At 70.3% G+C, this 8,739-nt stretch carries 10 protein-coding genes; 5 read left to right on the forward strand and 5 right to left on the reverse strand.

The genetic code is table 11. The annotated features are described in order from the left end of the window. Nucleotides 1-57: 57 nt before the first annotated feature. The 3 genes from ACFWE2_RS23030 to nadA form a co-directional block, all read right to left on the reverse strand. Entirely contained in the window at nt 58-603 is a 546-nt protein-coding gene (locus tag ACFWE2_RS23030) for an acyl-CoA thioesterase (protein ID WP_377226537.1), read from the reverse strand. A gap of 84 nt (nt 604-687) precedes the next feature. After that, on the reverse strand, nt 688-1,281 hold the full coding sequence (locus ACFWE2_RS23035; protein ID WP_377226538.1) for a DJ-1/PfpI family protein: 594 nt from the start codon (nt 1,279-1,281) through the stop codon (nt 688-690). Between the two features lie 26 nt (nt 1,282-1,307). Then, the gene (nadA, locus tag ACFWE2_RS23040) at nt 1,308-2,522 is read right to left on the reverse strand and encodes a quinolinate synthase NadA (RefSeq protein WP_377226544.1); all 1,215 of its coding nucleotides are present in this window, start codon (nt 2,520-2,522) and stop codon (nt 1,308-1,310) included. Nucleotides 2,523-2,571: 49 nt separating this feature from the next. On the opposite strand from nadA, the gene ACFWE2_RS23045 reads away from it, so the two are divergent. Both ACFWE2_RS23045 and erpA read left to right on the forward strand, forming a co-directional pair. Beyond that, entirely contained in the window at nt 2,572-3,162 is a 591-nt protein-coding gene (locus ACFWE2_RS23045; RefSeq protein WP_377226539.1) for a hypothetical protein, read from the forward strand. Nucleotides 3,163-3,303: 141 nt separating this feature from the next. Continuing rightward, nucleotides 3,304-3,657 carry an iron-sulfur cluster insertion protein ErpA gene (erpA, locus tag ACFWE2_RS23050; protein ID WP_108495706.1) on the forward strand — a complete coding sequence of 118 codons (354 nt, stop codon included), beginning with the start codon at nt 3,304-3,306 and terminating at the stop codon, nt 3,655-3,657. A gap of 127 nt (nt 3,658-3,784) precedes the next feature. On the opposite strand, the gene ACFWE2_RS23055 is transcribed toward erpA, so the two are convergent. After that, nucleotides 3,785-4,033 carry a sulfurtransferase TusA family protein gene (locus ACFWE2_RS23055; RefSeq protein WP_377226540.1) on the reverse strand — a complete coding sequence of 83 codons (249 nt, stop codon included), beginning with the start codon at nt 4,031-4,033 and terminating at the stop codon, nt 3,785-3,787. Next, a complete protein-coding gene (locus ACFWE2_RS23060; protein WP_377226541.1) occupies nt 4,033-5,256 on the reverse strand; it encodes a cysteine desulfurase family protein in 1,224 nt (407 codons plus the stop codon). The genes ACFWE2_RS23055 and ACFWE2_RS23060 overlap by 1 nt, the downstream gene beginning before the upstream one ends. Nucleotides 5,257-5,527: 271 nt before the next feature. Here ACFWE2_RS23060 and coxB point away from each other — a divergent pair, with 271 nt between their 5' ends. The 3 genes from coxB to ACFWE2_RS23075 are packed head-to-tail and all read left to right on the forward strand — an operon-like array spanning nt 5,528 to nt 8,654. Continuing rightward, nucleotides 5,528-6,439: a cytochrome c oxidase subunit II gene (coxB, locus tag ACFWE2_RS23065; protein ID WP_377226542.1), complete on the forward strand. Its 912-nt coding sequence runs from the start codon at nt 5,528-5,530 to the stop codon at nt 6,437-6,439. Next, on the forward strand, nt 6,439-8,256 hold the full coding sequence (ctaD, locus tag ACFWE2_RS23070; RefSeq protein WP_377226543.1) for a cytochrome c oxidase subunit I: 1,818 nt from the start codon (nt 6,439-6,441) through the stop codon (nt 8,254-8,256). Before coxB ends, ctaD begins: the two co-directional genes overlap by 1 nt. Then, nucleotides 8,253-8,654: a cytochrome c oxidase subunit 4 gene (locus ACFWE2_RS23075; protein WP_377134154.1), complete on the forward strand. Its 402-nt coding sequence runs from the start codon at nt 8,253-8,255 to the stop codon at nt 8,652-8,654. Before ctaD ends, ACFWE2_RS23075 begins: the two co-directional genes overlap by 4 nt. Nucleotides 8,655-8,739: the final 85 nt, after the last annotated feature.

Here is an 8,739-nt window from a genome sequence, read left to right on the forward strand (position 1 = left end):
GTCCGAGGCTGGTCCGGACAAGCGCTCTACCTCGCGACTCGGGATCTTGCGGCCGGGTCAGGCGTCCGCGGGGGCCGGGCGCGGTGCGACATCCATCGCGCGGGCCCAGGCCGCGACGTCGTCGGGGAGCTCGGGGGAGACGAGGTCCTCGCCGAAGGCGTCCCGCACGACGTCGAGCGCGGAGATCCGGTTGCCCTTGCGGTCCAGGAACCGGCTGGCCACGATCCCGCGGGCGTACAGCTTGTCGTCCCGCGTGAACACCTGCTCCAGGTAGAACATGCGCTCGTCCCAGCCGATGATCCGCGTGGTGATCTCGAACCGCTCGAAAGGCCGCAGGGACCGGCGGTACTTCATGGTCGACGCCGCGACCACCGGCGCCCAGCCCTTCTGGCGGGCGACCGGGAACATGCCGAGGTCGGCGATCTGGTTGTTCCGGGCCACGTCCATCATCTGCAGGTACGTGCCGTTGTTGACGTGGAGGTTCGAGTCGAGGTCGAGCAGCCCGACGCGCATCCGGGTGACCGACGGGTCGAGCAGGGTCTGCCCGGGGCGGGCCTTGCGCGGGAAGAGTCCGGTCCAGGTGAGCTGGAACATGCGAGCCATGCGACGAAGGTTATACCGAGAACCGCCAGTACCAGATACCTGTGCGGCCGGGTACCTCGGTGCGCCCTCCGGGCACCTCTCCGGTCAGCCGGCCTGGTACTGGATCTCGCGCCGCACCGCCGCGGCGATGTCCGCCGTCTCGAGCCGTTCGACCAGGTGCAGGGCCATGTCGATCCCCGCGGCGACGCCGGCGGACGTGACCACGTCGCCGTCGTCCACGAAACGCGCCTCGGTGTCCACGAGGATGCTCGGGTCGAGCTCGGCAAGCTCGTCGTAGTAGTCGCGGTGCGTGGTGGCGGGCCGCCCCGCCAGCAGGCCCGCGGCGGCGAACGAGAGGGCGCCCGTGCAGACGCTCGCCATGACCGGGGTCTGCTTGCGGATCTGGCGCAGCCACTCGAGGTGCCCTGCCTGGGCGATCAGCGGTCGCGTACCCAGGCCGCCCGGGTAGATCAGCAGGTGCAGCGGCCCGACGTCGTCCGCCCCGTGCGCCGGCAGGATCCGCAGGCCCTTCGCGAGCCGCACGCCCGCGCCGTCCCAGGAGAAGGTGCTCACCGACGGCCGCAGCTCCTGGGAGTGGGAGCCCCACTCCGCGAACACCTCGAAGGGCCCGACGACGTCGAGCTCCTCCGCCCCGTCGAAGACGAAGATCCCGATGCGCAGCCCGCCGTTACCGGTCATGTGCTCGCTCCGTGTCAGATTCCGTGTCAGATTCCCGGGAGGGCCAGCATCTGGTCGAGCGCCACGCGGGCCCAGTGGGCGTCGTCGGCGTCCACGACGATCCGGTTCACCATGCGCCCCTCCACGAGCGACTCCATCGCCCACACGAGGTGGGGCAGGTCGATGCGGTTCATGGTGGAGCAGAAGCACACCGTCGAGTCGAGGTAGTGCACGTTCTTGTCCGGGTGCGCCCTGGCGACCCGGCGCACCAGGTTCAGCTCGGTGCCGATCGCCCACGACGAGCCGGGCTCGGCGGCCTCGAGCTGCTTGATGATGTACTCGGTCGAGCCCACGTGGTCGGCTGCCGTGACGACCTCGTGCTTGCACTCCGGGTGCACCAGCACGTTGACGCCGGGCACCGCCGCGCGGATGTCGCTCACGTTCTTCTCGGAGAAGCGGCCGTGCACCGAGCAGTGCCCGCGCCACAGGATCATCCGGGCGTCGCGCAGCTCCTGGTCGGTGAGCCCGCCGTTCGGCTTGCGCGGGTCGAACACCACGCACTCGTCCAGCGACATCCCGAGCGCGAGGACCGCGGTGTTGCGGCCCAGGTGCTGGTCGGGGAGGAAGAGCACCTTCCCGGTGCCGTCGACGCCGCCCACCTGGTCGAACGCCCAGCGCAGCGCGACCTCGGCGTTGGAGGACGTGCACACGGTGCCGTCGTGGCGGCCGGTGAACGCCTTGATCGCCGCCGACGAGTTCATGTAGGTGACGGGGATCGTGGAGTCCGCGATGCCGACGTCCTGCAGCACCGCCCAGGCCTCCTCGACCTGGCCGATCGCCGCCATGTCCGCCATGGAGCAGCCGGCCGCGAGGTCGGGCAGCACGACCTGCTGTTGGTCCGAGGTGAGGATGTCCGCGCTCTCCGCCATGAAGTGCACCCCGCAGAACAGGATGAACTCCGCCTCGGGACGGGCGGCGGCCTCGCGCGCGAGCTTGAAGGAGTCGCCGGTGACGTCGGCGAAGTCGATGACCTCGTCACGCTGGTAGTGGTGACCGAGCACGAACGCCCGGCTGCCCAGGGCGGCGCGCGCCGCACGGGCCCGCTCGACGAGGTTCGGGTCGCTCGGTGCGGGCAGCTCGCCCACGCACTCCACGCCACGCTCGGAGGCCAGGTCACGGCCCTGGCCGAGCAGCAGCAGCGGGGACGGGGCAGGCTCGGAGAAACCGGGGTGTTCAGCCAGCAGGGTGCTCACGGTCACCATCATGACACGCGGTGGTGACAGCCAGACAGGACGGTGTCACGATGCGTCGGTGCACGTGCTGCTGCTTGCCGAGAACCTGCCCGACGCCGAGCGACTCGCCTCCGCGTGGCGTGCCGCCGCGCCCCGCACGACCGCCGCGGCCCGCGAGGTGCGGGTGCCCGGCGCTGTCGGCTCGTCCGCCGCAGGTCCCGGGGCGAGCGGCCCGCAGGCCGCTAGGCCTGGTCATGGCACGGGCGCAGGCGGCGGGGTCCTGCTCGCCGGCGCGGCGATCCCCGTCGGACGGCCGGACGCCGTCGGGCCGCTCGCCGTCGGACCCGAGCGGCCGGGCCCCACCGCGCCCGGCCCCGCGCCGTCCGCGCTGCCCCGCGGTGAGGGTGCGGTGCTCGCGGAGGCGGCCGCACGGGCCGACGTCGTCGTGGCGTACGTCACGCGGCTCGACGGCGAGGGGCTGCACCGCGGCGTGGTGGTCGAGGCCGCAGCGGCGGCCGCCCCGCACGCCGTTCCCGTCGTCGTGATCACGGGCCGCAGCGAGGTGAGCAGGCGCGAGTGGTCGACCGCCGGCCTCAGCGGGGTGCACGAGGCGCCCGACGGTGACATCACCCGCGTCGCCAGGACCTGGACGCCCGGCTGGGCGCGCTGAACCCGGACGGTGATGGGCGCGGCCGGTCCGTGGGCGTACGATCGTGAGAACAGACCGGCGACGGGAACAGACGGACGGCCCGATGGGTTGGCACCGCTGAGACATCGACTACCGGTATGTCGAACACGATCGGGAGATGACATGACCGACACGACCACGGACATCGGGACCCACGGCGTCAACGTCACCGACGTCGCCGCGGGCAAGGTCCGTAGCCTGCTCGAGCAGGAGGGCCGCGACGACCTGCGCCTCCGTGTGGCGGTGCAGCCTGGCGGCTGTTCCGGGCTGATCTATCAGCTCTACTTCGACGAGCGTGTGCTCGACGGGGACGCGCTGCGTGACTACGACGGCGTCGAGGTCGTCGTGGACAAGATGAGCGTGCCGTACCTCGAGGGCGCCACCATCGACTTCAAGGACACCATCGAGCAGCAGGGCTTCACGATCGACAACCCGAACGCAGGCAGCGCGTGCGCCTGCGGCGGGTCGTTCTCCTGATCCGAGCTCTGCGTCGGCAACACGTCGTACGAGGACGGGCCGGTCACCTTCGCGGTGACCGGCCCTTCTCTCGTTCCCGGGGGTGGCTCGTTCCGGGTCATCTCGTCCCGCTGCAGCCCGTCCTGGGTCAGGCCAGGCGGACCGTGACGGACCAGCCCGTCCAGTCGCTCCCGTCGGCTCCCGTCACGTGCTCGTGGGTCGCCATGTGCTCGTGCCCGCGCATGCGGCACCACGCGGGTACGTCCAGCTTCGCGGCGGGATCGGTCGACAGGACGGTCAGCTCGGTGCCCGCCGGCAGGTCCTTCGCGGCGGCCGCCAGCCGGATCACCGGGATCGGGCAGCGCAGCCCTCGCGCGTCCACCAGCGTGCCGGTCATCACAGGCCCCCCACGCCGAGCATCTCCCGCACCCGGGCCACCGCACCGGGCAGGACGGCGCAGAAGCGGTCCACCTCGTCGGCGGTGGTGGCCCGGTCCAGGGCGATCCGCACGTTCCCGTGCGTGAGCACGCCCATCGCGGCCAGCACGTGCGAGGGCTCGAGCGTGCTCGACGTGCACGCGGAGCCGGAGCCGACGGCGAACCCGTGCCGGTCGAGCTCCGTCACGAGCGCCTCCCCGTCCACGTAGAGGAACGAGAAGGTCGCGACGTGGGGGAGCCGGTCGTCCGGATCGCCCACCACCTCGACGTCGGGGATGCGGGCCACCTCTGCCCGCAGCCGCTCGACGAGCTGCCTGCGCCGCGCCTCCTGCGCCGCGCGGTCCGCCTCGACCGCCTGCAGCGCCACCGCGGCGGCGAACGCGAGCGGCACGCTGACACCGCCGGGCGCCCAGGGGTCCTCGTCCTCCGGCCCCACTGGCGCGGTGCGGACCCGCTGCCGGACCGCGAGCACCCCTGTACCGGCGGGTCCGCCCCAGTCGGCGGGGTCGGCGGCCAGGAGGTCCCAGGCAGCGGGCACCGCCACGTGCCCGACGCTCGCACCCGCGTCGACCAGGAGCGGGACGCCGACCGCGCGGGCGGCGTCGTGCACCGCCTCGACCGGCTGCACCGTGCCGACCTCACCGTTCGCGTGCTGCAGGGCGGCCAGTGCGACGCCCGGCGCCTGGACGGCGGCGATCATCGCGGCGGCGTCCACCCGCCCCAGCCGGTCGACCGGGATCGGCTCGACCGGGACCTGGTCGGCCGGGGCCGGGTCGGCCGGGGCGGCTGAGGCCGCCTGCGCGGTACCGGTCGTGGGCGCCCGGCCCGCCGCGTACGCGGCGGCCTGCAGCAGCGCCGACCGTTCGACGGCGCTGGTCACGACAGCGGTGCCGGAGCGCCGCCGAGCGGCGGCGGCCGACGCGACGGCCGTGTGCAGCGAGGCCGTGTGGCTGGGCGTGAAATGGACCTCCTGGGTCCGTGCGCCCAGGACCGCTGCGATCGCCTCGCGGGCGCCGTCGAGCAGACGGGCCGCGCGGCGGCCCTCGGCGTGCAGCCGGCGCGGATCGGCCCACCCGTCGCCGAGCGCCTGCTCGAACGCCTGCCGGGCGAGCGGGTGCCAGGGGGCACGACCGCCGTTGTCGAGGTGCACCCGGTCGGGCGTACCAGGGGTGGCGTGGCTCACACGTCCTCCTGCTCTTCAAGTCGTCCACCTGATCCTCGCACCCGCGCGGACCGGCCCGCCGCCACCATCGTTCTGACACGACCTGCGCGCATGTCCTGAACAGCCGAGATGGGCGGCCCGGGTGCGGAATGCGTCACGTCGCCCGGGCCCTCCTCCGGGCATCATCAGGCCTCGGAGCGCGCTAGGCTGCATCCCATCGAGGACGAAGGTTCTGCGTGGAGCTCGGGAGGAAACCGGTGCGACGCGCCGGACGAGACGTGAAAGGCCTCCCTTGCACTCGAAGGCACCTACCCGCACCCGTCGGGCCATTCTGCGTACGTCGGCTCTAGCCGTCGCTGTCGCAGTCGTGGCTACCGGCTGCGCAAGCGAATCCGTCCAGCGCGGATACCTGCCCGGCTACAGCGACGGGGAGGTGACTAACCAGACTGCGCGCATCACCGATCTTTGGGTGGGCTCGTGGATCGCTGCCCTGCTCGTCGGCATCGTGACGTGGGGCCTGATCCTGTGGTGCATCGCGGCGTACCGGAAGCGCAAGGAAGACCACCAGCTCCCGATACAGACGCGCTACCACCTGCCGCTCGAGCTCATGTACACGGCCGTGCCGCTGATCATGGTGCTCGTGCTGTTCTGGTACACCGACCGGGACGTGACCGAGATCAACAGGGTCGACGGCACCGCGACCGAGCACATCCAGGTCATCGGCAAGCAGTGGAGCTGGGACTTCAACTACCTCGACGCCGACGTCTACGACTACGGCGAGCACGAGGCGGACCCCGGCAGCGTGACCGCGGAGGACGAGCTCGACGGCGCCATCGGCACCTCGAAGTCGTTCCCGACGCTCTACCTGCCGGTCAACGAGACGGTGGAGTTCACGCTCGACTCGCGCGACGTCATCCACTCGTTCTGGATCCCTGCGTTCCTGTACAAGCAGGACATGATCCCGCAGCGGACCAACAAGTTCCAGGTCACGCCGACCCGTGAGGGCACCTACGCGGGCAAGTGCGCGGAGCTCTGCGGCGAGTTCCACTCCGGCATGCTCTTCAACGTGAAGGTCGTCTCCGCGGAGGAGTACGACGCACACATGGCGGAGCTCGCGGCCAAGGGCCAGACCGGCGCGCTGGGCATGGACCTCGCCCGTACGCAGGGCCCCGTCAACACCGAGGAAGCGGAGGCTGAGCACTGATGGCCGCAGCAACCACGACCGAGCTGATCCCGGGCCTGGCGCCCGGACGACAGACGCTCGGCCGGACCGTCATCAAGTGGATCACCTCCACTGACCACAAGACGATCGGGTACCTCTACCTGATCTCGTCGTTCCTGTTCTTCTGCATCGGTGGCCTGATGGCCCTGCTGATCCGCGCGGAGCTCTTCGAGCCGGGTATCCAGCTCGTGCAGAGCAAGGAGCAGTACAACCAGCTCTTCACGATGCACGGCACCGTCATGCTGCTGCTGTTCGCCACCCCGCTCTTCGCGGGCTTCGCCAACGTGATCATGCCGCTCCAGATCGGTGCGCCCGACGTCGCGTTCCCCCGCCTGAACATGTTCGCCTACTGGCTGTACCTGTTCGGCGGCCTCATCACGGTGGCAGGGTTCCTGACCCCGCAGGGTGCCGCGTCGTTCGGCTGGTTCGCCTACGCGCCGCTGTCGACCACGACCTACAGTCCAGGGCTAGGTGGTGACCTCTGGGTCTTCGGCCTCGCGCTGGCGGGCTTCGGGACGATCCTCGGTGCGGTCAACTTCATCACCACGATCATCACGATGCGCGCACCGGGCATGACCATGTTCCGCATGCCGATCTTCACGTGGAACACGCTGATCACCAGCCTCCTCGTGCTGATGGCCTTCCCGCCGCTGGCGGCAGCCCTGTTCGCGCTCGGTGCGGACCGTCGCCTCGGCGCGCAGATCTTCAACCCGGAGAACGGCGGCGCCATCCTCTGGCAGCACCTGTTCTGGTTCTTCGGGCACCCCGAGGTGTACATCATCGCGCTGCCGTTCTTCGGCATCGTGTCCGAGATCCTGCCGGTGTTCAGCAGGAAGCCGATCTTCGGCTACAACGGCCTCGTGTACGCGACCATCGCCATCGCCGCGCTGTCGGTGACGGTGTGGGCGCACCACATGTACGTGACCGGCGCCGTCATGCTGCCGTTCTTCGCCTTCATGACGATGCTCATCGCGGTGCCGACCGGTGTGAAGTTCTTCAACTGGATCGGCACGATGTGGCGAGGGAAGCTCACTTTCGAGACACCGATGCTCTGGTCCATCGGCTTCCTCGTGACGTTCCTCTTCGGCGGCCTGACGGGCATCATCCTGTCGAGCCCCGCCCTGGACTTCCAGCTCTCCGACTCGTACTTCGTGGTGGCGCACTTCCACTACGTGGTCTTCGGCACCGTGGTGTTCGCGATGTTCGCCGGCTTCTACTTCTGGTGGCCGAAGATGACCGGCCGCATGCTGTCGGAGCGCCTGGGCAAGCTGCACTTCTGGCTGCTGTTCGTCGGCTTCCACACCACGTTCCTTATCCAGCACTGGCTGGGTGTCGAGGGCATGCCGCGCCGGTACGCGGACTACATGCCCCAGGAGGGCTTCACCTGGGAGAACCAGGTCTCCACGATCGGCGCGTTCATCCTGGCGGCCTCGACCCTGCCCTTCCTCTGGAACGTCTACGTGACCTGGCGCAAGGCGCCCAAGGTCACGGTCGACGACCCGTGGGGCTACGGCCGCTCCCTGGAGTGGGCCACGTCCTGCCCGCCGCCCCGGCACAACTTCGCCTCGCTCCCGCGCATCCGCTCGGAGTCGCCGGCGTTCGACCTGCACCACCCCGAGGTCGTCGCGATGGAGCACCCGGAGTACAACCGTGGCGTCCTCGACAACGTCTATGGCGAGGCCGACCGGCGCGGTCAGGACACCCAGGCTCAGCAGCGCGCGGCCGGCGACGGCGGCGAGTCGGGCCAGAGCAGCACCACGATCGTTGACGAGCAGCCGGACGAGGGGACCAGCAAGTGAAGATCGAGAGCAGGCTGTTCCTCTGGGGTACGCCCCTGTTCGTCGGAGCCGGCATCGTCTACGGCTTCATGACGGAATGGAGCGAGCCCGTCGGCTACCTCGGTATGCCGCTGGTCGGCGGCCTCGTGGCGATGATCGGCGCGTACCTGGCCCTCACGGCCCGGCGCATCGACGCCCGCCCCGAGGACGACCCGAACGGCAACATCGAGGACGGCGCGGGTGACCAGGGTGTCTACGCGCCCTGGAGCTGGTGGCCGCTGGCGATCGCCGGTTCCGCCGCCATCTGCTTCCTCGGCCTGGCCGTGGGCTGGTGGGTGCTCTACATCGGCTTCTGCCTCGCGATCATCGCGCTCGTGGGCTGGGTCTTCGAGTACTCCCGAGGCATCCACTCCCACTGAGCCGTCTCTCGCCGAGGTAGAACCCAGGCGAGATAGAACCGCAGCGAGGTAGAACTTGAGCGCAATGCTCGCGTTCTACCTCGCC

It is taken from the genome of Promicromonospora sp. NPDC060271 (genome assembly GCF_042726755.1).
Classification (GTDB): Bacteria; Actinomycetota; Actinomycetes; order Actinomycetales; family Cellulomonadaceae; genus Promicromonospora.

Bases quoted from the DNA above. Each gene is read 5' to 3' on its own strand.
- ACFWE2_RS23030 (WP_377226537.1), bottom strand. From the start codon at position 603: ATGGCTCGCATGTTCCAGCTCACCTGGACCGGACTCTTCCCGCGCAAG.
- ACFWE2_RS23035 (WP_377226538.1), bottom strand. From the start codon at position 1,281: ATGACCGGTAACGGCGGGCTGCGCATCGGGATCTTCGTCTTCGACGGG.
- ACFWE2_RS23055 (WP_377226540.1), bottom strand. From the start codon at position 4,033: ATGACCGGCACGCTGGTGGACGCGCGAGGGCTGCGCTGCCCGATCCCG.
- ctaD (WP_377226543.1), top strand. From the start codon at position 6,439: ATGGCCGCAGCAACCACGACCGAGCTGATCCCGGGCCTGGCGCCCGGA.
- nadA (WP_377226544.1), bottom strand. From the start codon at position 2,522: ATGGTGACCGTGAGCACCCTGCTGGCTGAACACCCCGGTTTCTCCGAG.
- erpA (WP_108495706.1), top strand. From the start codon at position 3,304: ATGACCGACACGACCACGGACATCGGGACCCACGGCGTCAACGTCACC.